The 23,405-nt window shown below is 54.5% G+C and carries 23 protein-coding genes; 12 read left to right on the top strand and 11 right to left on the bottom strand.

The features are described from left to right. Positions 1-11 precede the first annotated feature (11 nt). Positions 12-671, top strand: coding sequence for a ribonuclease HII (locus IPH75_08500; protein MBK7142105.1), 660 nt, complete (start codon positions 12-14; stop codon positions 669-671). Further along, positions 655-1,035 (top strand): YraN family protein, encoded by a 381-nt coding sequence (locus IPH75_08495; GenBank protein ID MBK7142104.1) that lies wholly within the window; start codon positions 655-657, stop codon positions 1,033-1,035. The genes IPH75_08500 and IPH75_08495 overlap by 17 nt, the downstream gene beginning before the upstream one ends. 33 nt (positions 1,036-1,068) lie before the next feature. Here IPH75_08495 and IPH75_08490 read toward each other — a convergent pair whose 3' ends face one another. Continuing rightward, positions 1,069-1,818, bottom strand: a complete 750-nt coding sequence (locus tag IPH75_08490; protein ID MBK7142103.1) for a response regulator — start codon at positions 1,816-1,818, stop codon at positions 1,069-1,071. 1 nt (position 1,819) lies between these two features. Beyond that, complete coding sequence (locus IPH75_08485) at positions 1,820-3,163, bottom strand: phosphomannomutase/phosphoglucomutase (GenBank protein ID MBK7142102.1); 1,344 nt, start codon at positions 3,161-3,163, stop codon at positions 1,820-1,822. A 261-nt stretch (positions 3,164-3,424) separates the two neighbouring features. Here IPH75_08485 and IPH75_08480 point away from each other — a divergent pair, with 261 nt between their 5' ends. Both IPH75_08480 and IPH75_08475 read left to right on the top strand, forming a co-directional pair. Further along, complete coding sequence (locus IPH75_08480) at positions 3,425-5,149, top strand: NAD-dependent malic enzyme (protein MBK7142101.1); 1,725 nt, start codon at positions 3,425-3,427, stop codon at positions 5,147-5,149. A 113-nt stretch (positions 5,150-5,262) separates the two neighbouring features. Next, positions 5,263-6,120 carry an NAD(P)-dependent oxidoreductase gene (locus IPH75_08475; GenBank protein MBK7142100.1) on the top strand — a complete coding sequence of 286 codons (858 nt, stop codon included), beginning with the start codon at positions 5,263-5,265 and terminating at the stop codon, positions 6,118-6,120. Here the strand turns inward: IPH75_08475 and IPH75_08470 are convergent. From IPH75_08470 to queF, 3 genes are read right to left on the bottom strand one after another with little or no spacing between them, the layout of a single operon-like run. After that, entirely contained in the window at positions 6,117-6,653 is a 537-nt protein-coding gene (locus IPH75_08470) for a hypothetical protein (GenBank protein ID MBK7142099.1), read from the bottom strand. The two genes, IPH75_08475 and IPH75_08470, sit on opposite strands and share 4 nt — an antisense overlap. 17 nt (positions 6,654-6,670) lie before the next feature. Next, positions 6,671-7,837: a hypothetical protein gene (locus IPH75_08465; GenBank protein ID MBK7142098.1), complete on the bottom strand. Its 1,167-nt coding sequence runs from the start codon at positions 7,835-7,837 to the stop codon at positions 6,671-6,673. A gap of 20 nt (positions 7,838-7,857) precedes the next feature. Continuing rightward, the gene (gene queF / locus IPH75_08460; protein ID MBK7142097.1) at positions 7,858-8,253 is read right to left on the bottom strand and encodes an NADPH-dependent 7-cyano-7-deazaguanine reductase QueF; all 396 of its coding nucleotides are present in this window, start codon (positions 8,251-8,253) and stop codon (positions 7,858-7,860) included. Between the two features lie 107 nt (positions 8,254-8,360). Here queF and queC point away from each other — a divergent pair, with 107 nt between their 5' ends. From queC to queD, 3 genes are read left to right on the top strand one after another with little or no spacing between them, the layout of a single operon-like run. Then, complete coding sequence (gene queC / locus IPH75_08455) at positions 8,361-9,065, top strand: 7-cyano-7-deazaguanine synthase QueC (protein ID MBK7142096.1); 705 nt, start codon at positions 8,361-8,363, stop codon at positions 9,063-9,065. A 3-nt stretch (positions 9,066-9,068) separates the two neighbouring features. Beyond that, the gene (locus IPH75_08450) at positions 9,069-9,815 is read left to right on the top strand and encodes a 7-carboxy-7-deazaguanine synthase QueE (GenBank protein MBK7142095.1); all 747 of its coding nucleotides are present in this window, start codon (positions 9,069-9,071) and stop codon (positions 9,813-9,815) included. Positions 9,816-9,821: 6 nt separating this feature from the next. After that, entirely contained in the window at positions 9,822-10,184 is a 363-nt protein-coding gene (gene queD / locus IPH75_08445) for a 6-carboxytetrahydropterin synthase QueD (protein MBK7142094.1), read from the top strand. 60 nt (positions 10,185-10,244) lie between these two features. On the opposite strand, the gene IPH75_08440 is transcribed toward queD, so the two are convergent. The 4 genes from IPH75_08440 to IPH75_08425 all read right to left on the bottom strand — a co-directional run bounded on the left by IPH75_08440 (position 10,245) and on the right by IPH75_08425 (position 15,599). Beyond that, a complete protein-coding gene (locus IPH75_08440) occupies positions 10,245-12,023 on the bottom strand; it encodes an MCP four helix bundle domain-containing protein (GenBank protein MBK7142093.1) in 1,779 nt (592 codons plus the stop codon). A 544-nt stretch (positions 12,024-12,567) separates the two neighbouring features. Then, positions 12,568-14,523, bottom strand: a complete 1,956-nt coding sequence (locus IPH75_08435; protein ID MBK7142092.1) for a HAMP domain-containing protein — start codon at positions 14,521-14,523, stop codon at positions 12,568-12,570. A 393-nt stretch (positions 14,524-14,916) separates the two neighbouring features. Then, the gene (locus IPH75_08430) at positions 14,917-15,288 is read right to left on the bottom strand and encodes a hypothetical protein (protein ID MBK7142091.1); all 372 of its coding nucleotides are present in this window, start codon (positions 15,286-15,288) and stop codon (positions 14,917-14,919) included. Then, the gene (locus IPH75_08425) at positions 15,288-15,599 is read right to left on the bottom strand and encodes a hypothetical protein (protein ID MBK7142090.1); all 312 of its coding nucleotides are present in this window, start codon (positions 15,597-15,599) and stop codon (positions 15,288-15,290) included. Before IPH75_08425 ends, IPH75_08430 begins: the two co-directional genes overlap by 1 nt. 242 nt (positions 15,600-15,841) lie before the next feature. Between IPH75_08425 and IPH75_08420 the strand changes: the two genes are divergently transcribed. Continuing rightward, positions 15,842-16,438, top strand: a complete 597-nt coding sequence (locus IPH75_08420; protein MBK7142089.1) for a hypothetical protein — start codon at positions 15,842-15,844, stop codon at positions 16,436-16,438. A gap of 271 nt (positions 16,439-16,709) precedes the next feature. On the opposite strand, the gene IPH75_08415 is transcribed toward IPH75_08420, so the two are convergent. Further along, positions 16,710-17,528 (bottom strand): Fe-S cluster assembly protein HesB, encoded by an 819-nt coding sequence (locus tag IPH75_08415; GenBank protein ID MBK7142088.1) that lies wholly within the window; start codon positions 17,526-17,528, stop codon positions 16,710-16,712. A gap of 2 nt (positions 17,529-17,530) precedes the next feature. Further along, the gene (locus IPH75_08410; protein ID MBK7142087.1) at positions 17,531-18,940 is read right to left on the bottom strand and encodes an O-antigen ligase family protein; all 1,410 of its coding nucleotides are present in this window, start codon (positions 18,938-18,940) and stop codon (positions 17,531-17,533) included. Positions 18,941-19,186: 246 nt separating this feature from the next. Between IPH75_08410 and IPH75_08405 the strand changes: the two genes are divergently transcribed. From IPH75_08405 to IPH75_08390, 4 genes are all read left to right on the top strand, one after another. Then, positions 19,187-19,549, top strand: a complete 363-nt coding sequence (locus tag IPH75_08405; protein MBK7142086.1) for a hypothetical protein — start codon at positions 19,187-19,189, stop codon at positions 19,547-19,549. A gap of 13 nt (positions 19,550-19,562) precedes the next feature. Continuing rightward, entirely contained in the window at positions 19,563-21,806 is a 2,244-nt protein-coding gene (locus IPH75_08400; protein MBK7142085.1) for a sigma 54-interacting transcriptional regulator, read from the top strand. A gap of 433 nt (positions 21,807-22,239) precedes the next feature. Further along, positions 22,240-22,809, top strand: a complete 570-nt coding sequence (locus tag IPH75_08395; GenBank protein ID MBK7142084.1) for a BMC domain-containing protein — start codon at positions 22,240-22,242, stop codon at positions 22,807-22,809. A gap of 36 nt (positions 22,810-22,845) precedes the next feature. Further along, positions 22,846-23,127: a hypothetical protein gene (locus IPH75_08390; protein MBK7142083.1), complete on the top strand. Its 282-nt coding sequence runs from the start codon at positions 22,846-22,848 to the stop codon at positions 23,125-23,127. Positions 23,128-23,405: the final 278 nt, after the last annotated feature.

Genomic DNA, 23,405 nt, shown 5'->3' with positions numbered 1-23,405 from the left:
TGAGTACGGCCATGAACAGACGTAAAGACCAGCTTGTCGAGATGATCGATCTTACCGGTATCGAAGAGAACCTGTATGCTATGGGGCACCAGGCGATCTGCGGAGTCGACGAGGTGGGACGTGGTCCCCTGGCCGGACCGGTCGTGGCGGCGGCGGTGATCCTCCCCCGAGGGGTGGAGATCCCCGGAATCGACGATTCAAAAAAGCTGACCCATGAAAAACGGGAGAAGCTCTGCCAGCTCATTTTCGATGCGCAGATCCCCTGCGCGATAGGGATCATTGACAGCGAAACAATCGACAAGGTGAATATACTCCGGGCAAGTTTGCTGGCGATGCGGAAAGCGGTCAGCGAGCTGAGCCTGACACCGGACTGTCTGCTGGTGGATGGGACATATTGTATTCCGAATCTGAAGCAGGCGCAGTATGCGATCATCGGCGGCGACGCGCGGGTGAAGTCGATCGGGGCGGCCTCGATCATCGCGAAGGTTACGCGCGACCGGATCATGGAGAAATACCAGGAGATCTATCCCCAGTTCTCCTTTGCAGTGCATAAAGGATATCCGACCCCGCAACATCTGGCGGAGCTGGAAGAGCATGGTCCCTGCGCGATCCACCGTCGGTCATTCGGCCCGGTGCAGCGTCGAATCGAACAGTATGCCCTCTTCGAGTGACAGACGGAAATCCGGCAATCGACGGGCGGTCGGACGACGGTACGAAGATGCGGCGGCGCAGTTCCTCATTCAACGCGGTTTCGAAATCCTCGACAAGAATTATCAGGCGGGACACAAAGAGATCGATCTGGTTGTCTCCAAACCGGGCGTGATCGTCTTTGTCGAAGTCAAGGCGGCGCGGTCGAATGCGTTTGGGCATCCGGCAGAGTGGGTCAGTGCGCGGAAGATCCGATTGCTGACGCAGGCGGCGCAGGTTTATCTCGACGAGATGAAGATAGTCGGGCGGGATATTCGGTTTGATGTGATCTGTTTTGTGAAGGGGGAGCTGGAGTATTTCCCGGGGGCGTTTGAGGGGGTGGAGTAAGGTCGGGCAGACGTGGATGTCTGCCGCGCACAGCTACGAGTCAGAGCGGGGGAGTTTATCCAGCATTTCCAAAATTGATCCAAGTTTGAACGGCTTCTGCAAGTAGCCGGCATAAAGAGACGGTTGCTCGTTGTCGTTCAAAAGCGAAGGATCATCGGCGCCGACCGCAATGACCGGGATATTCGGATAGCGCTCGCGAAGTTTGATGGTCAGCTTGTGGCCATCGAAGTGCGGGTCGGCAACATCAGCGATAACAGCCGCAAAGGTACCATGCTCCATCTCCTGCATTGCTTCAGCTTCATCGGTGGCAGAGAACGGGATATACTGGCTGTAGTTGAGGGCGTCGGCTAGGCTCGAGCGAAAGTCATCATCGTGATCGACCAGAAGGATCTTGCGGACGGAGCGCGCGGTCAGGCCGGATTTCTTGGCCAGCGTTTGTTCGATGAGTGCTTCGATATGTTGTATGCGGAACGGCTTGGCGAGGAAACCATCGGGAGATGCCTCGCCGATCATTTCCGGTGAGGCATAGCCGGTAATGAAGAGCACCGGCATGCCGGGATAATGGCGGCGGACTTTCTTGAGCAGTTGAATGCCGTCGATATCCGGCATTTTGATATCAGTCACCATCAAGTCAAAGCTGTGGTTGGTCAGACAATCGAGGGCGGCCACTCCCCCCTGCGCCCCGGTGACCTGATAGCCGATCGTTTCCAGAGTATCTACCAGCAGCCCCAGGAGCATTGGGTCATCATCGACCACGAGCACATTCGCTTTGAACTTTTCCATATTACGACCTGATTATTGAGAGAATCTCCGCCGTTTTGTCTTCGAGGATATGCCGGTCGTTCGCCTCGACATTGAGGCGGATGAGCGGCTCGGTATTGGATGCCCGGAGATTAAACCAGTAAGTGGGGAACTCGACAGTGAGACCATCGATCGTCTCCTGTTTCCCCTTGGCGAACGCCTGTTTGATCTGCTCGATCTTTTCCGGGATGGAATCGACCCGGCTGTTGATCTCACCCGAGCGGACATAGGGGTCAATCTCTTTGACCATGTCATGCAACAGGCGGTCTTCTACGGAGATCAGCTCCAGGCAGACGAGCATGGCGATCAGGCCGGAATCGGCGAACCAGTTGTCACGGAAATAGAAATGGCCGGAGTGTTCGCCGCCGAAGATGGCGTTGTATTTCTTCATCAACGGTTTGATGATAGCGTGTCCAACTTTGGTTTTGATGGCAGTGCCACCCATTTTGGTCACCATTTCAGGGACCGCGTGCGAGCAGATAAGATTGTACAGAATTGTTTCGCCGGGATGTTTTTGCAGGAGCGACTTGGAGACCAAAGCAGTGGTCATATCGCCGCCAAGTTGACGCCCGAATTTGTCGACCAGGAACATCCGGTCAGCATCGCCATCAAACGCCACGCCAAAGTCCGCATTGGTTTCATTTATCTTCTGCTGCAGGTCGACCAGGTTTTCCAGTTCGATCGGCGAAGCAGGGTGGTTCGGGAAGTTGCCATCGAGTTCGAAAAAGAGCTTGGTGACTTTGATGGGGAGTTTTTCGAGAACCGGGCCGAGAGTGGCGCCAGCCATGCCGTTGCCGGCATCAATAACGATATGGAACGGTTTGATCTTTTTGACATCGATAAACGAGAGACAATGCTCCGCGTAGGCTTCGCTGATATCCTTGCGAATGATCGAGCCGCGATTGGGGGCCTTGGTCAGCCAGGTATCGGTCTGAATCATCTTGAGCATCTGGGAGAGGCCATCATCGCCGGAAAGCGGTTCGGCATTGACGCGGCAGATCTTGAAGCCGTTGTACTGTTTTGGATTGTGACTGGCGGTGATCATCACGCCGCCTTCGTAGCCGAATTTTCCGACGGCAAAATAGAGACCATCGGTGGAGACAAGACCGAGGTCGATGACATCGACGCCGCTGTCATTTAGACCGCGGGCGAGGTAGTCAAAGAGATGGTCGGAAGAGACGCGCATGTCGCGGCCGACGGCGATTGATTTGGGTTTGAGGAAATTGGCGAGCGCGCCGCCGATCATGTAGGCGATATCGCCGTTCAGTTGATCAGGGACAACGCCACGGATATCATAGGCTTTGAAAATAGACGGATTGACGGACATCGTTACGGATCCTTTACGCGAAAACGTTCCCGGCATTACACATCGACGAATAGTGATAATACACCGTACGGGAAGGCGGCGTTCAAATCAACATTAAAATCATCCAGCCGATTGCGTATCAACGAGCTACAGTGGCGTTGGGGACGCTGTGGGACAGGATATTATCGGCCTCATATACCGCACCAAAAAAACCGAATTAGTGGTTGCAGTCTATCTGTTTAGGCGTAAGTTATGGCTCCTTACATTACTGAGGTAGCTGCTATGAATCGTTTCGAAATGAGAGTCGACCCCCTGACACATGAGGTTTACTATTCGGTCCCGCTGAAGGGATACGCCCTCATGCATGACCCTTTGTTGAATAAAGGGCACGCCTTTACCGAGGATGAACGAGTTGAGTTTGATCTGGAGGGATTACTTCCCGACCCGGTTGGATCGTTACATGACCAGGTAACGCGTGATTATGAGATCTACAAAAACAAAGATACGGACCTTGGGCGGTATATCGGCCTGATGGCGTTGCAGAACCGGAATGAGACGGTTTTTTATTCGCTGTTGCTCGAGCATATCGAAGAGATGTTGCCGATCGTCTATACGCCGACAGTCGGGCATGCCTGTCTGAAGCTTTCACATATGACGCGGCAGTATCGCGGGCTATATGTGACGCAGGAGAATGTGAACGGCATCGAGCATATGCTTGGCAATGTCGGTCTGCCGAATATCTCGCTGATAGTCGTGACGGACGGCGAGCGGATCCTGGGATTGGGGGATCTTGGCTCGGATGGGATGGGGATACCGGTTGGGAAGATCGCGCTGTATGTAGCGGCGGCGGGAATCCACCCGGCCTCGACATTGCCGGTCTGCCTGGATGTTGGGACAAACAACGAGCGGCTGTTGAATGACCCGCTCTATTTAGGTGTGCGGAAGCCGCGACTGACCGGCGATGCGTACTACGAAGTAGTCGAGCGGTTTGTGCAGGGGGTGAAGCGGTCATTCCCGAACGCATTGTTGCAGTGGGAAGATTTTGGCAAGCAACATGCGTTCTCCCTGCTGGAAACATACAAACATCGCATTCTCAGTTTTAACGATGATATCCAGGGAACGGGGGCGACGGCGGCCTCGGCTTATCGGACAGCATTGAAGGTAGCCGGCAAAAAGGCATCCGAACAGAAGATCGCGATCCTTGGTTTTGGACAGGCGGGTAATGGGGTGGCCAATGCGATCTGCTACATGATGTCGATGGAAGAAGGGATCCCGCTGGCTGAATGCCGGAAGCGGGTTTTTGCGCTCGATATGCCGGGTTTGATGCTTGAAGGGATGCCGGCGGAAGCGTATCAGAAAGATTACCTGCAGCCACGATCGGTGATCGCGGACTGGCCGATCCCGAAAGATCGGTCGGCGACTCTTGCCGAAGTGGTGAAGCATGCCGGGATAACGACCCTGATCGGCCTGTCGGCGCAACCGGGAGCATTCACCGAAGTGATACTCACCCAGGTGGGGCAGAACACCGATCGGCCGATCGTGTTCTGTCTTTCCAATCCGACCTCGAAATGCGAGGCGAAAGCGGAAGATATTCTTCGGGCTACTGACGGACGGGCGCTGATAGCCACGGGAAGCCCCTTCGGGCCATGCACACTTCCGAATGGAAAACAGGTGAAGATATCGCAGTGCAACAACCTGTATGTCTTCCCGGGAACTGGATTGGGTTCGATCATCTGTCAGGCGAGCCGGGTCTCTCCTACCATGTTCCAGGCGGCCAGCCGGGCGATCTCCGATATGGTGACGCCGGAACAGATCAAAAACGGCGAGCTGTTGCCGCCGCTCACCGATATTCGGAAAGTCTCTTTCCAGGTGGCGCTGGCTGTTGCGAAGCAGGCACGCGAGGAAGGGATCGGGATGCGGGTGACGGATGACCGGTTGGCATCGCTGATCTATGCGGCGATGTGGGAGCCGCACTACTATCCGTATCGGTTTCAGCACTCAAGATAACCTCACGAGGGCGGAGTCTTTTTGGCTCCGCCCTTTCTTATCTCCTTTGCTCTGTTTGCAAATCTTCCCTACTTTGCCTAATTTGTAGCGAACCTCTGGCTTTGGAGCGGAATATGTCAGTCGGATTTATAGGTCTTGGAAATCTTGGGAACGCGATGGCGCGTTGTTTGGCCGCGGAAGGGACTGACCTTCTGGTCTGGAACCGGACACGCTCAAAGGCGGAGGCGATTGGGTTACCGATCGCAGAGAATCCGGCGGAGATAGCCAGGGGATGCGAGACCATTGTTCTCAACCTGTTCGACAGTGCGGCGGTGCGGGAGGTGTTAGGGTCGGCATCGGGACCCCTGACGGGAGGGCTACGCGGTAAAACCGTGATCGATACCACGACGAATCATTTCCGGGACGTGCTTGAGTTCCATGAGATGGTAAGGTCTGCAGGTGGAAGCTATCTGGAATCGCCGGTCCTAGGGTCGGTCATGCCGGCCTCGCAGGGAGCGCTGACTATTCTGACCAGCGGCGAACGCACCGCATACGACAAGGCGAAGTCGCTGTATGAAAAGATGGGGAGACAGCTCTTTTTCCTGGAGAAGCCGGGGCTCGCGAGCAAAATGAAACTGATCAATAATCTGGTTCTAGGCACTTTTATGGGGGTGTTGGCTGAAGCGACAGTATTGGGGGAACGCGCGGGGTTGGCGCGTGAGCAGGTGCTGGATATTCTGGCGGCGGGAGCGGGGAATTCGGCAGTGCTGAATGCGAAGCGTCAGAAGTTATTAAGCGAGGATTTTTCGCCGCATTTTTCGGTGGCGGCGATATATAAGGATCTGAGGTATGTGGGGGATCTGTTGGCGGAGATGTCAATTGAGAGCAAAATGAGGCCAGCCTCGGAAGCAGTTTTTCGAGCCGCTTCCGAAGCAGGGTTGGGTGCGATGGATCTTTCCGCGGTGCTCAAGTCGATCAATTCGAAACGCTAAAGCTGTTCGACTTTGCGGGAGATGAACTCGCCACCGGCTTTCGGCATATAGACCGCTCGACCATCTTTGAAGAATTTCGCCTTATCGCCATTGTTCGTGGACAATAGCACATAGTCATCGGTCAGTTCAATGATGGCATCGTACCAGACGTCATTGACTACCTCCGACTTTTCGGCAACAAACTTGGCAGTGTCCACTGACAGCGGCAGTTCTCGATCGGTTTGAGTAGCACGGAACAGTTCGTTTTCTCCCTCTGGACGGTGCGCTGCGAACAGCCGCTCCGTGTGTACTAACCCTTTGGGAGTGAAGGCCAATTGAGATGCTGCACAGTATATAAGGGGATTTGAAGTGTCACCGGACGCGGTGATAACAAAGTAATGGCTGTCCGTGATCACCATGTAGCTGGAATTCTCAAACAGCCAGACACCCTTGGCCCATTGAAACCATTCCGGATCATTTTCAGATTGATGGGTGGTAAGCCCGAGAGTACTTACAGCGGCGACCGCCGCCAAAACCAATAGCAGCTTCTTCATACGTCCCTCCTTGCCCGTTAGTGGGAGTTGATTTTGATCGAGTGTTTTGTGTATTCCTTCATTGGTTCAGGGATTTCGAGTTGTGATCTTTCTTCCTCAGATTGAAGTGAGCTTCTGATCTGCGTGACTTTTCCCTTTTTGGCTTTGGTTGCCCAATCGGCGTCAAGTAGAACTGCGCGTCCAAGGCCGACTAGATCAACACCATCTTGTTGTACTCGCAGAGCATCGGCCGGATGCAAAATTGATCCGACGCCGATTACGGGAATCCGGCTCGGGATGGAATCGCGGATCATTTTTGTCGGGTGTGTACCGTCGGGCCAGTCATTGCGTATCCCCGTTCCATAATCCCAGCTTGAGACATGCACAATGTCGATGCCGAGTGGGATAAGCAGACCGAGAAGTTGAATCGCGTCATGGGTGGAGTAACCATCGGGGTCCGCTTCTTCGGGTGAGATACGATAGGCAACCGGGTAGTCCGGGCCAACCTCTCCCCTGACCGCTTTGATGACCTCGATCGCGAAGCGGGCGCGATTTTCCAGGCGGTGGCAGAGTTCGAGTTGGTCGTGGAATTGGTGGCGGTCACAGCGATCGCAGCGAAGGTCACCGCCCCACTGGTCAGTTCGCTGATTGGTGAATGGTGAAAAAAACTGCTGGAAGAGGTAGGTGTTGGCGCCATGGAGTTCAATCCCGCTGAAACCGGTTTGTTTGGCGCGGCCAGCGGCGCGAGCAAACGCCTCGATGACCATCCAGATCTCCCCTTCCGTCATCGCGGTCGGCATTTCGGAAGTGCCGCGACGGTTGATAACAGCAGAGGGGGCCAGTGGCGGATGTCCAATGTACTGAGAACGCGCGGCATTGCCTCCGTGATGAATCTGCAGGAAGGATGCGGCGCCATGTCGGTTGATTGCCGCGGCGCATTGATCCAGGCGGGAGAGCATCAGATCGGAATGGCAACCGACCTGGCGCTCGAATGAATGGCCGGATTTGTGGACATAACAGGCAGGGGTCATCACCAGCCCGATGCCGGATTCGGCGCGACGACCAAGGTAGTTGATCTCTTCATCGGAAAAGGTGCCATCGAGATTGCCCGAGACGGTGGTCATGGGGGCCATGACCAGGCGATTGCGCAAGGTGAGTTTGCCGCCAACAGTCAGCGGCTCGAAGAGCGACTCGTAGTCACTCATGCATCAGCCTGACGAAGATTCTATACAGCGGAATATTCTCTTACTACGGTAGTCTGGATACCGCCGCGGGAGTTGAAGATGCCTTCGAGTCGAGCACGTCGCGGTTTGATAGCCGCGATGATATCATCGAGTACGCGGTTGACGACGTTTTCGTGGAAGATCCCCTTATTGCGGTAAGCGAGGAGATATTCCTTAAAGCTCTTGAGTTCGATACAGAGCTGGTCAGGGACGAAGGTCAGTTTTAGTTCGGCAAAATCGGGCATGCCGGTTTTCGGACAGACGCAACTGAACTCCTGGACGGTCATGCGGATCTCATAGTCCCGGTCGGGGTAGATATTGACAAAGACCTCAATGGCCGGAGTGGGCCATTGGCGGATATCGGTCTGGAGATTTTCGTAGTTTGAAGGATTACTCATGGGGGTATGAAACTGATTTCTGAGACCCGGCGCAATGGAAAAGCAGACGAAATTGTGGTGACCGGGGGTCCTGATTCGCTATATTGTCTCCCAGAGATATACCAGTTATGCAAACCAAACCAAAAGCTATCTCCCTGTTGTCCGGGGGGATCGATTCAACGACTGCCACCGCAATCGCGCTGGCGGACGGGTATGAAGTCATGGCGCTGAGCTTTGACTACGGGCAACGGCATTTTGTGGAGTTGATCGCCGCCAAGCGGGTGGCGGTTTCGCTGAAGATCAGCGAGCATGTCACGTTCCCGCTGGATCTGGATGCAATAGGCGGGTCATCGCTGACTGACAAGGGGGCCGATATCCCCAAAGACCGCGCCGAGACAGAGATCGGCCAGGGGATTCCGAGTACCTACGTGCCGGCACGGAATATTGTCTTTCTGTCGATTGCGCTGGCATTCGCCGAGTCACGGGGGGCGGAGCGGATCTACATTGGGGCGAACGCGATCGACTATTCCGGCTATCCGGATTGCCGTCCAGAGTTTCTGACTTCCTTCGAGCGGATGGCAAACCTCGGGACTAAAGCGGGGATCGAGGGTGGCAGATTGCAGATTGTCGCACCGTTACTTCAGATGACCAAAGCAGAGATACTGAGAACGGGGACAAGTCTAGGGGTGGATTATTCACTGACATTCAGTTGCTATGATCCGGATGAGGTTGGATTGGCGTGTGGGCATTGCGATAGCTGTCAGATCCGTCGAAAGGGATTTGCGGAAGCGGGGCTTCCCGACCCAACACGGTATCAGCCCGGAGCTCGATAAGCGATGAAGCGGTATGAACCTGAAATTGAACGGTGGCCCACGGAGAGCGACGGGCATTTGCCGGTCAGCGAGCTGTTTGTGTCGGTTCAGGGAGAAGGACGGTTTGCCGGGACACCGGCGCTGTTCATTCGGTTCAAGTACTGCAATCTGGGTTGTGTCTGGTGCGACACGCGGTTTACCTGGGATAAACGGAAGATAGAGCCAGGGGAACTGCTATCGCTAGCGGAGTTGACTGAACGGAGTTGCCGATTGGTGGACGCGGAAACGCGCGCACAAACTCATGTCGTGCTGACTGGCGGTGAGCCGATGCTGCATCAGGCGGAGATACCGGCGTTGGTGAAGTCACTTCGGGAGGTGGGCTTTCGCTTTGTTGAAATTGAAACAAATGGGATGTATGCTCCGAACGATGAACTGTCGGACGAGGTTGACTGGTGGAATTGCTCTCCCAAACTGACCAACAATGGATTGGCGAGAGAAGTTAATATCATACCCTCGGCTATCAAGAGTTTAGTGGCAACGGGAAAAGTTGATTTCAAGTTCGTCGTGCAATCACCAGAAGATATATCTGAGTTGATAGAGGATTACCTACCGCTCGTGCCGCGGGAATCGGTGATCTTAATGCCGGAGGGAGTGACGCGGGAGCGTCAGTTGGCGCAGACCGGATGGGTGATGCAGGCATGTGTGGCGCATGGTTTTCGTTTCTCTCCCCGCCTGCATATACTGGCGTATGGGAATGAACGTGGAAAGTAGGGATCAATGAAAGTTCGGCTGACCAAACAGTTTTTGTTCGAAGCATCGCACCGGTTGGATCATTTGTCGCCGGACCATCCCTGCTACAATCTGCATGGACATAGTTATCGGGTGGAGGTTGAGATCTCGGGTGACGTGAATGAGCAGACCGGGTTTTTGATCGATTATTCGGATATCAAGAAGGCGGCGGCGCCGATTGTGGCGATGCTGGATCACAAGCACCTGAATGATATCCCGGATCTTCCGACGACGACGACTGAGCATATCTGTCGGTGGTTGTGGGTGAAGTTGAAGCCGGGTCTTCCGCAGTTGAGCCGGATAACGATCTTTGAAACGCACTCCACCAGTTGTACCTACGAAGGGGAGTAAAAAAACCTGCCGAAGCTCAGCGCGCCGGCAGGTTGGTCGAATTGAGTAGTTTGTGGAATTCTACGAGTTCACCTTGAATTTGGCCACCATCTCCTGCAGACCTTCTGCCTGGCGATTCAATTCTTCCGCAGCGGCGGCTGATTGCTCGGCGCCCGCGGCGGTTTCCTTCGTCACCGTGCTGATATGTTCGATGTTCTTCGAGATCTGTTCGGCAGCCGAGCTTTGCTCTTCGGAAGCTGTCGCGATCTGAGCGATCATGTCGGTCACCCGCTGAGCCATGGACACGATCTCATTGAGGCTGCTACCGGCCTTGTCAGCCAATTCACGTCCCTGATCAACCTGCTGTAAACCAGCCTTCATCGACAAGACTGCCTCGGAGGTTTCGGTCTGAACTCCTTTGATCATTTCGGTGATCTCGCCGGTCGCCTTGCCGGTCCGTTCCGCAAGCTTGCGGACTTCATCGGCCACGACCGCAAAGCCACGTCCCTGCTCACCCGCCCGAGCGGCTTCGATAGCGGCATTGAGGGCGAGCAAATTGGTCTGGTCGGCGATATCATCGATCACGCTAATGATCTCGCCGATCTTGTCGGCGGAGTGAGCCAGTTTCGTAATCGAGTCAGAAGAGTTGCGAACCACCTGGGCTATCCGCTGCATTCCCTGAATCGTGTCATTCACGATCTGTCCACCGGTCAATGCTGAACTCGCGGCACCTTTGGCCGTTTCCGAGGCATCACCGGCATTCTTGGAAGATTCCAGTATAGTGGCGGTCATCTCTTCGACAGCCGTCCCTACCTGGCTGACCTGATCGGACTGATCTTTCGCACCCTTGGACATCTGTTCGGAGGAACTGGAGATCTCAGTTGCAGCAGAGACCAGTTCGCGGGCATTGTCCGACAACTGGCGGATCATGCCGGTAAGGTTACCGGCCATCGTCTTGAACGCACGTCCGAGGACATCCTTGTCGGATTTCGGTTCGATCGTGACGGTCAGGTCGTTGGCGGCGATCCGTTCAGCGGCGCTTGCGAGCGACTTCATATGATCGATCAACTTATTGAACGAAGTAGCCAATACTCCGATCTCGTCGCGCGACGAGACTATAATAGTGTGATCAATATCGCCGATGGCGATCTGTTCGGCGATGGTGACCATCTGGGTGATTGGTCGGGAGATCCGTCGCGAAATGATTATTCCCAAGGTCATTGCAAGAATCACTCCAATAATGGTGGCAACCACAGAAATGGTCTGCTGGAAGTTCGCCTGCTCCATTGCGCGAGGAACTTCTTCGTTAGCCACTTCCATATTGATCTCGACTATTCGATTGAGAAGCGCCTCCGCATCAGTGAATGATTTTGAGCATCTCTCGAGTTTCTGGGTCACCATCATCTGATATAGTTCGTCAGTCTTTGACGATTCGTATTTGCGAGCATATTCCACAAAAACTTCATGATCCTTCCACCAGATGCCCCAGGCCGGCACGAACTCTTTCCAAGTACGTGCTTCTTCCTCAGTTTGCGGCAGCGGCTCATAGATCTTCCATCCAGCGTCAGCCCGCGCTTTTGCTTCCCCGAAACGTCGATAAGCGGCCTGACGGGCTGATTCGTTCATCCCGGTGCTTAGAAGCAGGTTTTCCGCACTTTCTATGGCCGTTTGTGCCTCACTCATTATCAGGAGACCCTGCACTGAAGGGAGTCGAACGACGCCGATCTCGTCCACCGATCTGACGGCTCGGCTTGCACCATAATACCCAATAATGCCCAGTATCAAGGTAATGGAGGCTACGCCGAGGAAGGCGGCGAACAGCTTGCGGCCAATGGTCCAGGTCATTTTGTTGTCAGACATACTCTCCCTCTCTCCGAAAAGTAGTTAGATTGCGCTGTGAGAAGATGCTGCACGGTTCTTCACCGGACTTGCAAATGCAGCGCTGGTTCTGCCCGATCGACCAGCCAGATTCCGAGCAAATTTGACTGCAAGAGCTGCAGGCACGGTCAAGGGTTTTCTCTCTTGTGCATTTTCTGCCAGCCCGAATCTGTCTGGACTCTTTTCGCGAACGCACTGTCACTTGCTAGTGCGCCATCCCCTTTTTTTGACTGACAGTTTCTGTCAGTCACCTAACTTCCGGTATCGACCCAAAGGAGAAATATGACAGATAAAGTGGATGATTAATTCCATACTTGTTCATAATGAATACAGACCCGCGGGAATCCGGCAGGTTTCGTAATGAAACAGTTCATTGGAGAAGATTGGATCTCAACCTGAAAGACGTACAAATACATGCGCAGACCGAGTTGGGTGTCTGCGCATGGGACAGAACGAATAAGTGATAGAAGCGAAAGCGGAACCTGCCATTCGGGAATAATGGCAGGCTCCATCGGTACAGTGTCTCTTATCCGCTGACTTTGAATTTAGCCACCATCTCCTGCAGACCTTCGGCCTGGCGATTCAATTCTTCCGCGGCGGCGGCAGATTGTTCGGCGCCGGTTGCGGTTTCCTTGGTCACGGAGCTGATGTGCTCAATATTCTTGGAGATCTGCTCCGCGGCGGCGGATTGCTGCTCGGTGGCAGTGGCGATCTGCGCGATCATATCGGTGACGCGCTGGGCCATGCTGACGATCTCATTCAGACTGCTGCCGGCCTTGTCAGCCAGTTCACGTCCCTGATCCACTTCATGAATACCGGATTGCATTGACGAGACGGCCTCGGTGGTTTCCGTCTGCACGCCCTTGATCATTTCAGTGATCTCACCGGTGGCCTTGCCCGTCCGTTCGGCCAGTTTGCGAACTTCGTCAGCGACGACGGCAAATCCGCGTCCCTGTTCACCAGCGCGAGCGGCTTCAATAGCGGCATTGAGAGCGAGCAGGTTGGTCTGGTCGGCGATGTCGTCGATCACGCCAATGATCTCGCCGATCTGGTCAGCAGAATGAGAGAGTTTGGTGATCGACTCAGCAGAATTGCGCACGACCTGAGCGATCTTTTGCATGCCCTGAATAGTATCGTTGACGATCTGTCCGCCGGTGAGGGCCGAGGTAGCTGCACCTTTGGCGGCGCCGGAAGCATCGCCTGCGTTTCTCGATGATTCCAGGATGGTTGCGGTCATCTCTTCGACAGCCGTGCTGACCTGGTTGACCTGATCCGACTGATCTTTGGCACCCTTTGACATCTGCTCGGAAGAACTGGAGATCTCGGTCGCGGCCGAGACCAGTTCACGGGCATTGTCGGAGAGCTGACGGATCATGGCGGTCAGATTAGTGATCATCGTCTTGAAGGCATGACCGAGAACGTCTTTCTGCGATTTCGGTTCGACTTTGACGGTCAGATCATTGGCGGCGATCCGTTCGGCGGCGCTGGCGAGATTGCGCATATATTCAACCAATTGGCGGAAGGAATCGGCAAGGACACCAACTTCGTCTTTCTGTCGGATCTCAATATCGTGTGAGACATCGCCCTTGGAGATCTCTTCGGCGACTCTGGCGATATTGGCGAGCGGGTTGGCGATAGCGCGCGCGATGATGAAAGCAATAAGACCACCCAGCAAGGCGGCACAAATGACAAAGGTGATGGCAAGCGAGGTGGCAGAAGACTGGTCGGACGCCATACGTTTATCCTGAGTTTCTGCCATCTTGTCCAGGTTGGTACGGAATTCTCTGTTGGTGGCAACGTTGGCGGCCAACAATCTTTCTTCTTCTTTTGCGAGAGAGGCGTACTTAGTGAAAGCTGTCTCATATGCTTCAGTCGCTTTTTCGAAAGCGGCATGGCGTGAACCGAGATCGTTCCGGAGTTCGGAGACATTCTTCTTGAATGATTCCGCATAACTCTGGTCTTTGGTTCGCATGAAATTGCGAGCATCGATACGGAGTTGCTGGAAATCGAACAGGATGCGGCCGTTTTCGCCTGAGAAATTGCGGCCGGCGATATCCAACGCACTTTGTGCGGCAACATCCATCGCTTTGGAAGCAGCCTCAGACTCAGCATACGTGTCTGCATACTCTTTGAAGCCGGAGCCGTACGCTTCGACACCTTTGTGCAGGTCATCTACCGCGTCGCGATCTTCCTGGGATTGGAGACCGGCTTTGAGACCATCCAGGGCCGCTGTAATGTCAGCCAGGGTGCTAGTGATCTTCTCAGCATGAACTTTTTCACCGGTGCTGGTGAAATCGCGACGTGAGGTCGCCAGGACCTGTGCCAAAAACTTGGCGTCAGCTGCACACTCCACGTTGTGGGAACGCCGAGCCACTGTATCCAGCCCGTTGTAACCGATGAACCCGGTTGCGATCGTCAGTGCAACAACTAGTCCGAAGCCGAGATACAGCTTCTTGGCGATCTTGATGTCTTTCCAAGCCATGCAATCCTCCCCGATAGATTCGTGTTCTGTCTCAATCCGTGAGCTGCTTGGTCTCGCGGATCGTATATCAGAAGACTTGATTCATGTGTGGGACAAAGCCGTTGGTACTCGAGTTTTTCGAGTCGCCGCAGTCAATCCCCCTTTTACTCGAACGGCCGTAGACCAAATCTGGTCTGTAGCCGTCTTAAAGCAACTATCGGTGGTTGGCGGCCGGGATTTACGGAAAATGGATTATAAAATCCGTTATTGTGAAATAAATGAACATTGGATAAAAGCTCAGGGTACTGGAGGACCCGTTGAGCAGGAACTGAAGGCGGCCGACTTCGGGCACGGGCGCCGGGGCTGGCTGTCAGAAAGGGGCAGCAGAGCAATGGTCAGTGAGGAATACTGTACTCAATCCAGGAGTTTCTTGAGCATGTCGTTGGCGCCGGTCAGTTTCATCCAGCGCTTTTCAGATAAGAGAGAGATGAGGGCTACTGACGGGATCAAAAGATACAAAAAGCCGATGACCAGCCCAACAATAGCCTTGGTCTCCGGGGCCCAGGGCATAAACAGGAGCAATGCTAAAGGGATGAGGACAAGGCCGGCACCTATCAGGGTGATCACAAAAACAAGCAGGCAGATCAGAATAAGGATCTGCCTGGCAGACTTGACTCCCTCGAGATAATAGATCGCCGCACGAACTTTTAGTATCTGGATGGTCGGCTCCAGATAGGTTCGTTTCAACCAATCAAAAAAACCCTGGAAGAGTGCATTCACCGGCATCAGTCCTTTCGGGAACGTCCAAGCAAAAAGCCAAAGACGAGCGCGGCGAGCGCGGCGCCACCGATATAGGCGTACGGGTTTTTGTGAACCGACTTATCGATATCCCCGGCAACATCGGCGACCTTCTGTTTTCCCGCTTCGTAAGTATCTGCGGCGCGGGTTTTCATCTGATCGGAAAAAGCGGAGACGACCGATGAGAGGTCGGTGTATTTGTTTTCCATTGCGGCCTGGAGTTCCGCTTTTTTGTCACGCGCGACGGAGTTGAGCAGGTCGAGCGCTTCATTGATCCGTTTGTCTTCAAACCGTTCCATCTATAACCTCCATCGTATATCGTTCATTATCGGCTGGTTAGGGAAAGCTGCACAGAACAGTATCAATATATGATACGGTCAAACGGGAAGCAAAGCCGAGTCACGGGCAAAATAATCGGGGATTTTGCGGATTGAAAGGAATCGCTTGTCCGGCAAGACATTAACTTGACGCGGCGGTTGCCTGGTTTTAGCTTGGGCGAGCAGAGTCAGTTTGGATTTAGGCGGTATGGAGAGAATTTCCCATGACAGAAGAGATCGAGCGCACGTTAGCCGAGTTGCTGGCGTCCGGTCCGCTCACGTATGAGCGGTTTCTTGACTACGCCTCGCAGATAGCCCATCAACTGGAGGCAATGCATGGCTCCGGCAACGGACACGGCAGTATCAGTGCACTGGCGGTGCGGATCAGTCCGGAAAATCGAGTCACGCTGGATGCAACTTCACCGGCGCTTGAGGCCACCCCTGAGGTGGTTCGGAATGATCTCTACCAGGTTGGAATACTCTTCACGCAAATGCTGGTAGCCACCAAAGGGGATTCGAAGGAGAATCAGATTCATCCGATCCTGTCGGATATTGCCTCGCTCGGCGGAGCGACCCGTTTGATCCCGGTGGAAGCACGGCTGTTGTTAGAGGAGCTGTTGGCGGAGGACCCGAGACAGCGAATCTCTTCTGCGCACGAGTTGGCTTCGACAGTCAACGAACTTCGGGAACTACATCGACTACCGGTGGAACCATCGGTCCCACCCGCAAAGGACCGCTCCCGGCTGTATTTTCTGATCGCGATGTTGGTCTTGATGGCGGCAATTTGCTGGATGACGATTGGAATACTCAACCGGCCGTAAGGCTATATTCGGAGTGAAGTTGGTAGGGAATCTGACACAAAAAAATAACCCAGACAGGTTGCTCGGCCTGCCTGGGCGGACGATATTAGGTAATCCACAGAAAGAGTAACACTTTCCGATTGCACGAGTAAAATACCTAAATATGTTGATATGTCAAGGGGAAAAGCGGGGATTTTAGAAAATTTTTCACATCTTCCCACCCCGTTTAACCAGACTTGTCCGCTCTTCTTTCGATGGTCATACTTCACTCATAATCAATAAGTTACAGTTATCATGGGAGGGTCAGCTTCCCCTTCGTGAGCAAAATGAGGCCGTCTTTAGCCATGCCGGCGGCAATCCGCTCCACGGTCGGTAAGTCTCTTCCGGTAGCTCGGCAGATTCTGCGAAAAGTGACCTTGCCCCCCTTAAGAAGCATCCGGATGATCTCCCCTCTCACCTGCCGCGCGGACCCTTCAAATCGGGATTGTCGGGTAAGTGGTGGGACGCTGGAAAGCTGCTTGGGCAACGCCAGGCGTGAATAATCCATCAATCCGTTATGCCAGTCGCGGGACAGCCGTTTCGGGACAAGACGTTCCGCAAACCGGCGTATGGTTTCGAGCGAGGTCGATGGGGAGAGACCAAACTGGTGGATCAAGACTCGGCGGATGTTGGTGTCGACGGTGGCGAGTGGTCGGTTGAAAGCGAAGATCAGAATAGCTCGGGAGGTATAAGGGCCGATCCCCGGCAGAGTTTCAAGCAGTGCGGGATCATGGGGGAGCTGTCCCTTGAACTGGTGGACCAGCGCATTCGCGAGTTTTCCAAGGAAGAGGGCTCGTCGATTGTAGCCGAGTCCGGACCAGGCGCGCAGCAGTTGCTCGGTGGAGGCACGAGAAAGCGATGACCAGTCCGGCCATTGCGCGATCCATGCCTCGTATTTGGGAATAACCCGTTCTACCTGCGTTTGTTGCAGCATGATCTCCGCGATAGTAATGCGATAGGGGTCGGTGGTGGTGCGCCAGGGGAGATGACGTCCGTGCGTCCGGTAAAAGCAGAGAATCTTTCGCCGGAACGCTTTTATCTCATCATCGCTGACAGACTGTATCGAGCGCATGGTCAGGTGGTTTCATCTTCGCGGCAAGTGAACCACCAGGCGGCGGTCATGCCGAACAACATCGCCATGACATGACCTTCCTGCGCCCAGGTCCAGGCGCGCATGAAAAAGATGGAGAGCGCAAACACGATCATGGCAATCAGGATCGCGGCGGAGACTTGGGTCTGCTCGAGAGTCTGTTTCCGGCGGAAGGGGAATCTGGCCATGCGCAATCCGGCTCCGGTTACAGCGAAGAGCGCGGCGACGCCAATGATCCCGGTTTCCGCGAGATAATGGAGCACAACATTGTGAGCGGACATCCCCCTTATGTAGTACCAGACCGGAGCGGTTTTCATTGCGGGGACGACCTGATCGACCAGATTGAAATTACCAATGCCGATCCCAACGATCGGGCTGGTGAGCCATCCTTTGATAGCGGCAGTCCAGAGAACAATGCGAAGTGCAATCGTCCCTTGTGGGTCGGAGACCGAAGCGAGCATCTCCTGGACTCGCCCGAAAAACCCGACGAGTAGCGTTCCGCTGACCCCAACGATCAAAACAGTGATGACAACCGCCACACCCAAAACCTGATTGAAGGCGTGGCGGACCTCGGTCATCTGGTCACGATCGATCTTGCGATAAGCGATCCAGATGAGAATAGGGACGGCGAGAAGAATGGCCAACAGGGTTCCGCGCGAGCCTGACGCGACCACAGCGAGAGCGATCGCCACGATGATGATCGCAAAGCGGATCCTCTCCCCCCGGTGACGCGACCAGATAAAAAAGGCAAGCGCCATCGGCAGAGCGGTCATGGAGTAGTTTTCAAAGGCGAGCCAGGCCGGGCCGAAGACTCGCTCTGCCCCGCCGTACCAGAGGAAGATCGCGATATTGATGAACGAAAGCGCTCCCACAAGGTAGATATAGAATAAGACGATGCGTCGCACTCCAAGTCGAACGGACATGGTGAAGATCGCGCGGAAGGCGAGAAAGATCAGCAATATCCGGATAGACGGGATAAGCGATTCGGCCGGTCGGTAAGCAAAGATGGCCGAAAGCCAGGTTGCCAGAATGAGGAGAAGCATCGGCAGATCGGCGGGAGTGCGGCGTATTTCAGTTTCCCCTTTCAGGAGGAATTGCACAACCATCCCGGCCAGCAGCATAGCCATGGCGAGGTCGAATGCCCAGATTGCGTAGCCGGTCAAATGGTATGGGAGATAGATCGGCACAGTCAGCATGAAGAGGTAAAACGAAAGGGCTGGCGAGACCAACATGGCGAAGATGATCGGAATCGGGATGAGCAGAGTCGCCGGGAGGTTTTTTCCCATGGCGAAAAGAATAAGGACCGGCACCAGCCAGCCAGCGACGGCAAGGATGGCGGCGGTCCGGAGGTTGATGGTCATCCGGTCAAACGAAAGGGTTGGTCGGCTCGTCATTTCTATGAAGATAGCCAAATCAGCGCGGCCGGTCAATTCATCGTCGGAGGCATTCTCACTCCGGCAGGTCGTGTAATCTCAGTGTCCGGGTCCACTTTAAGCCTTGACACCCATGGGGGGAACGGGGTATATTTAAGCATGAAGGAAAGGCAACTGACCTTCACCACCCCTCACCCCTCTCCGTCAGGACAAGTATGCTTTGCGCACGCAAGGCTTTCAAACTCTTATAACCAAGGAGTTCGTATCATGCGTAAGGTTTTGACCATTTTAGCACTGGCGATGTTGTTCGTGGCGATGACGGTTGACCCAGGTCAATCGAAGTCACGCCCGTACGAGATCACCGACATCACCAATGGGTCAGGTGGTTCGACCGATGACCATCCCTGGGGTGGTGACGACACCGGCGGCGGAACCGGAACGAACGGTGGCACGATCACGAATCGTCCGTCGATCTCCGCGACGACCGGAATTTTTGTCGTAGACTATTTCGCCAATCGTTTCCTGCAGCATTTCATCTCAAAGAGATGGGAACGGCCGAGTATCCCGACGGGAGAGACGACGACGTCGACTGGCAACACGCCGACCTCGACGAAAACTCAAGCCAACTAAGGGTAGGAACGATATGAAGATGCATGAAACCACAGGCCAGGGATTCTGCGAATCCATCGCCCATTTCATGGCAGGGCTTCTCGAACAAAGAGATTTTGCCGCTGTCGTGAAGCAGTACGAGCTGCACCGCTCGTTACTGGATGAGGTGGGTGGATTGGCAGCGGGTACGGTTCTACACCGTGCCGCAACCGCCTATGCGTCTCTCGGCAACTACCCGTTGGCACTCAGAGTGGCGCGTCTGGCGCAAGCAATGATCGCGGCCGAAGGAGACTCACTCCTGATGGCCGAGAACTTTGTGACGCTAGGCGGCATTCTGCGTGATCAGGGTCAGTTGAAAGAGTCGGAAAAGGCGTTCCGGGATGCTGAATCGATCTTCCGTCGCAAGGATCATCTCGAAGGACAGAGCCGTGCGCTTAACCATCTGGCGGGATTGTATTATCGCCAGACGGATTATCGGAATGCACTGGCGGTTCTGATGGATGCGGTGGAGATCGCCCAGAAGATCGGCGACAAGAAAAAGCTCGCCTTCATGATGGGGAATATCGGACGAATCCATACGTTTACCGGTGATCTGGCGGAGGCTGAACGTCACCTCCGAATGAACATCGATCTGTCGGTCGAGCTGGGAGATCAGATCGAAGTCGCGCGCGCCTATCTGTCGTTGGCGTACGTGAACATACAGCAGGCCGACTATGTCGCGGCCGAGCAGGCGCTCGGTGAAGCGTATCCGCGCATCCTGATCAATGTGAGCAAGCGGGATGAAGTGATCTATTTCACGTATCTTGGCGAGCTGCAGTATCGGGCGGGACGTCTCGAGGAATCGCGTCATTCGCTGGAGCATGCGCTCCACCTGGCCGAAGAGATCGGCCCGAATACGACGCTGGCGGGTCGGGTGATGCGTCATTTGGCGGAGCTGGCGATCCGGATGAAAAATCATCGGGTGGCGCAGCGCTATGTCGCCAAAGCGACACCGATCTTCGCGAAGTCGGATGACAAAGTCGAGACCGGCGCGCTCTGGAAACTGAAAGCGCAAATAGCCGAGATGAATGAGCAGAAGGAAGAATCGGTCGCCGCGTTCAAGCGAGCGCTTGACCTTCTGGCTGAATCCGGCGTGCGGTGGGAAAAAGCGGAGGCATTGGTGGCCGCCGGTTGTTCGACCGCATTCTCTCCACGTGAGCGGATGACCTATCTTTTCCGAGCGGAAGAATTCTATGCTCGCTGTCACATGGTGAGAAAACATGAAGAGATCGGGCGGCTGATCCACCAGCAGGATGATCGAGTCGATGTCCCGACCATTGGGCCGGTGAACGCTTCCTCTGTCGAGATCGATTACATCACCGAGTGTGATCGGATCAAGCAATTTAAGTCGCAGATCCCGATCCTGGGTCGCTCCGACCTGCCGATCTTGTTGACCGGTGAGACCGGTGTCGGCAAGGATCACCTGGCGCGCTATTTCCATAGCATAGTCAGACCGGGAACGCGCTACCTGGCGATCAACTGCGCCTCGATCCCGGAGACGTTGCTTGAGTCCGAGTTATTCGGCTATCGCAAAGGAGCCTTTACGGGAGCCGATGCACACAAGGATGGGCTTTTTGTCGCGGCCAATGGCGGCGTGCTGTTGCTCGATGAGATCGGCGATATGCCGCTGTCCTTGCAGGTGAAACTGCTCTCCGTGCTGGAGCGCCGTCGTGTGACGCCGCTGGGCGGCACGCATGAGATCGAATTGGATGTGAAGATCGTGGTGGCGACGAATCGGAATCTTGAGACGATGGTCGAACAGGGGACGTTCCGTCGGGACCTCTACTATCGGCTGTGCGGTTTGTCTTTCCAAATCCCGCCGCTTCGCGAGCGGAAAGAGGATATTCCGTTGTTGCTGCAGACGTTCATGTGCAAGCGGAAGATGAGTTCGCCCGATCAGAAACTTCCGGCAGAATTGGTTCGCCAATTCCTCGAATACGAATGGCCGGGGAATATCCGCGAGCTGGATAACAAGGTGAAGCGGCTTGAAGTGATGGCGCAGATGGTCGCGGAAGGGGATCTGGTTGAGTTGGCTCGTACGATGTTCGCTCCGGCGAAGCAGGCTCCCGGTAAAGGGAATCTGTTTGATCGGGTCGAAGAATATGAGCGTCAGCTCATCATGGATGCGTTGATGGCGGCGCACGGCAACAAGTGCGAGGCGGCTCGTCTGTTGGGAGTGCACGAAGCGACGGTTCGGATGAAGCTGAAACGGTATGGGACAAACGCGACATTGCATTAAGTCGTGCGAGTTACAACCGATGAAGTAATCGTGAATTAGTACGATTTAAGTTAGTTCTCCTTGGTTGCGGTAAGTGTTTCGTAGAGAGGCACTTACCGTTTTTTATTGGGGCCGGGTCGTATAAACGTACGAGTTTTTGAGGGGGGCGATTTTCAAGTCCGAGAGTCGACTCGATTATCTTTCAATCTCACAATGAGTTACGACGTGCGTGCGATTGCGGACAGTGACGGGCACACGCATTGCTATAACAGGTTATGTCATTTTTACTCCTGAGCGCTGTGTTGGTGCTTAGAAGGTCCTCTTTTCTTTGGTGTATCGAAACCGTCTGTACTCGAGGGGAGTGCAGGCGGTTAATTATTTAATGGCGACACGCTCCTGCTCCGCTATATTTGCTCCCGAACAACCAATCAGCCTAAGACGGGAAAACGGACGAATGGACGCACTGGGATTGATAGAGACGACCAATCTGGCCGGGGCGATGGAAGCCTCGACTGCCGCATCACAGGCTGCCACCGCATCGGTCAGTTCGGTGACATTGATCGATGCCTCGTTTGTGGTGGTAAAGATCGAGGGGGATATGCCGGCGGTACGTGCGGCGATCGAGGCGGGAGCACATGCGGCACAACAGTCGGGGAGTCTTATCTGTGCGCGGATCATCCCGCATCGCGAAGGTAAACTTGCGAGTGTGGTCACGCCAAAGCGGAGCAGACCGGTGGTGGCGTCGGCTCCTGTGACCAAAAAAGCGACTGGTGCGACCAGAGGGCGCAAACCAAAAGTGGTGGTTGCCGCTCCGGTCCGTCAGACGGTCACACCGCAGGCTGCTCCGGCGGTATCCTCGCCCAAGTCGCTGTCCGGGTCAATGTCGATGGAGCAGCTTGAGGCGCTCCCGGTGTCGAAGTTACGTCAGTATGCGCGGGGATTGGCGGGATTGCCGATACAGGGACGTCAGATCTCGATGGCGAACAAGCAGCAGTTGCTGGAGGCGATAAAGCAGATCGGCTAGCGGTCTCCGGAGCTGCAACGGACGGGTAAGCAGTTCATGATCAGGTTCATTCGGGCAAGTTTTCTTACCCTGGTTCTTATACTTTTAGTCGTCATACTTTGGGCTGCCGTCGTTGACCTCTATCACGGCGCATTTCCTTTGGCGGTAGTTTTTGCTTCCATCCTCGTTGCTCCATTCCTTGAAGTACCAATCCTGTTGCTAAGCGTTTGGGGCATATTAGGTGATAAGCTCCGGCTAAGAAGATACTTTGTTGCAGCAGTGATCATGATTGCCGGGCTATGTTGGGCATATGCGATGTGGGATATCCCGATGCCATGATTGTTGCAGATTCTCCTGCCGTCGCCGTCGATCTGCAGTATGCGGATTTGCGAAGGTACGATCGTGTGACCCGCCGCACTTCTCAAAGCTAGAGGACCGACAGTTCACACTCTCGCGTAATTGAGATGATCGGTCGGTGATTGAGAAGAGGGCAAGCGCAGGAACTGACGGAACATTTGGGGCGAAAGGTTTATCATATCTTATAGTTAGCAAGACAGATATATGAAAAGCCGCGCTCCCCGGACGGGAGCGCGGCTTTTTCTTTGAGAGCGGTCCCC

The organism is bacterium (assembly GCA_016708025.1).
Taxonomy (GTDB): Bacteria; Zixibacteria; MSB-5A5; order GN15; family FEB-12; genus FEB-12.
Note: the sequence above shows the minus strand (reverse complement) of the source record. Positions and strands in the feature narration are given on the sequence as shown.

Coding starts and splice junctions, on each gene's coding strand:
- IPH75_08500 (MBK7142105.1), top strand. CDS start 12: ATGAACAGACGTAAAGACCAGCTTGTCGAGATGATCGATCTTACCGGT.
- IPH75_08495 (MBK7142104.1), top strand. CDS start 655: ATGCCCTCTTCGAGTGACAGACGGAAATCCGGCAATCGACGGGCGGTC.
- IPH75_08490 (MBK7142103.1), bottom strand. CDS start 1,818: ATGGAAAAGTTCAAAGCGAATGTGCTCGTGGTCGATGATGACCCAATG.
- IPH75_08485 (MBK7142102.1), bottom strand. CDS start 3,163: ATGTCCGTCAATCCGTCTATTTTCAAAGCCTATGATATCCGTGGCGTT.
- IPH75_08480 (MBK7142101.1), top strand. CDS start 3,425: ATGAATCGTTTCGAAATGAGAGTCGACCCCCTGACACATGAGGTTTAC.
- IPH75_08475 (MBK7142100.1), top strand. CDS start 5,263: ATGTCAGTCGGATTTATAGGTCTTGGAAATCTTGGGAACGCGATGGCG.
- IPH75_08470 (MBK7142099.1), bottom strand. CDS start 6,653: ATGAAGAAGCTGCTATTGGTTTTGGCGGCGGTCGCCGCTGTAAGTACT.
- IPH75_08465 (MBK7142098.1), bottom strand. CDS start 7,837: ATGAGTGACTACGAGTCGCTCTTCGAGCCGCTGACTGTTGGCGGCAAA.
- queF (MBK7142097.1), bottom strand. CDS start 8,253: ATGAGTAATCCTTCAAACTACGAAAATCTCCAGACCGATATCCGCCAA.
- queC (MBK7142096.1), top strand. CDS start 8,361: ATGCAAACCAAACCAAAAGCTATCTCCCTGTTGTCCGGGGGGATCGAT.
- IPH75_08450 (MBK7142095.1), top strand. CDS start 9,069: ATGAAGCGGTATGAACCTGAAATTGAACGGTGGCCCACGGAGAGCGAC.
- queD (MBK7142094.1), top strand. CDS start 9,822: ATGAAAGTTCGGCTGACCAAACAGTTTTTGTTCGAAGCATCGCACCGG.
- IPH75_08440 (MBK7142093.1), bottom strand. CDS start 12,023: ATGTCTGACAACAAAATGACCTGGACCATTGGCCGCAAGCTGTTCGCC.
- IPH75_08435 (MBK7142092.1), bottom strand. CDS start 14,523: ATGGCTTGGAAAGACATCAAGATCGCCAAGAAGCTGTATCTCGGCTTC.
- IPH75_08430 (MBK7142091.1), bottom strand. CDS start 15,288: ATGCCGGTGAATGCACTCTTCCAGGGTTTTTTTGATTGGTTGAAACGA.
- IPH75_08425 (MBK7142090.1), bottom strand. CDS start 15,599: ATGGAACGGTTTGAAGACAAACGGATCAATGAAGCGCTCGACCTGCTC.
- IPH75_08420 (MBK7142089.1), top strand. CDS start 15,842: ATGACAGAAGAGATCGAGCGCACGTTAGCCGAGTTGCTGGCGTCCGGT.
- IPH75_08415 (MBK7142088.1), bottom strand. CDS start 17,528: ATGCGCTCGATACAGTCTGTCAGCGATGATGAGATAAAAGCGTTCCGG.
- IPH75_08410 (MBK7142087.1), bottom strand. CDS start 18,940: ATGACGAGCCGACCAACCCTTTCGTTTGACCGGATGACCATCAACCTC.
- IPH75_08405 (MBK7142086.1), top strand. CDS start 19,187: ATGCGTAAGGTTTTGACCATTTTAGCACTGGCGATGTTGTTCGTGGCG.
- IPH75_08400 (MBK7142085.1), top strand. CDS start 19,563: ATGAAGATGCATGAAACCACAGGCCAGGGATTCTGCGAATCCATCGCC.
- IPH75_08395 (MBK7142084.1), top strand. CDS start 22,240: ATGGACGCACTGGGATTGATAGAGACGACCAATCTGGCCGGGGCGATG.
- IPH75_08390 (MBK7142083.1), top strand. CDS start 22,846: ATGATCAGGTTCATTCGGGCAAGTTTTCTTACCCTGGTTCTTATACTT.